1 protein-coding gene is annotated in these 730 nt (G+C 35.8%); it reads right to left on the bottom strand.

Going from position 1 to position 730, the window contains the following annotated elements; translation table 11 throughout:
* The coding region (locus CXF54_RS12915; protein WP_198551071.1) for an Ig-like domain-containing protein at positions 1–730 on the bottom strand (730 nt) is incomplete at both ends.

Consider the following 730-nt stretch of genomic DNA (forward strand, 5'->3'; position numbering starts at 1 on the left):
CGTATATGTTACTTCGCTACCAACTACTAAACACACTTCACCGTTTGCAATTGCAGCCGACTTAACAATGTTTAAACCATTAGTAGGCGTACAGAAAGTTAACTCTGTGTTGTTTTCATCAATTACGTATGTATCATTTGCTTCTATGCTTGTTGTTCCGTCAGGCTCTAATCCACTTACTGTAACACTGTTCGTGATTATACCGGTATCAACGTCCTCTTGTGTTACGGTATAATTTGGAGCTGTATAAACCCAAGTTTCAGAAGGATCAAGTAAACCATCGTTATTGGTGTCTCCTGTCAAAGTTACATCAGCAGTAATATCACCACCTAATAACGTATCAGCAATTGTTATAGAGTTAATAAGTAAATCACCAGGATTTGTAACTGTGAATATGTATGTTACTAAATTTCCAGCTACAATACAGTCATTTCCATTAGCATTAACCGCAGATTTCACAACATTTAATCCTGCTAAACCATCAATTGTAATATAAACTGTAGCTGTATCACAAGCTTGGTCAGCATTATCATCACAAATAGTATAAGTGAAAGAATCCGTACCGGAGAATCCTGGGTTAGGAGTATAAGTAAAGTCACCGTTTTCTTCTATCGTTACTATACCATTTGTAGGGTCTGTATTAGCCGTTACTATTTGATTATCACCTTCAATATCATTATCATTTACTAATACATTAGCTACTAAATCAGTTGTTGGTGTTGTGAAGTAC

The sequence above is a fragment of the Olleya sp. 1-3 genome, from assembly GCF_002836085.1.
Lineage (GTDB): Bacteria > Bacteroidota > Bacteroidia > Flavobacteriales > Flavobacteriaceae > Olleya > Olleya namhaensis.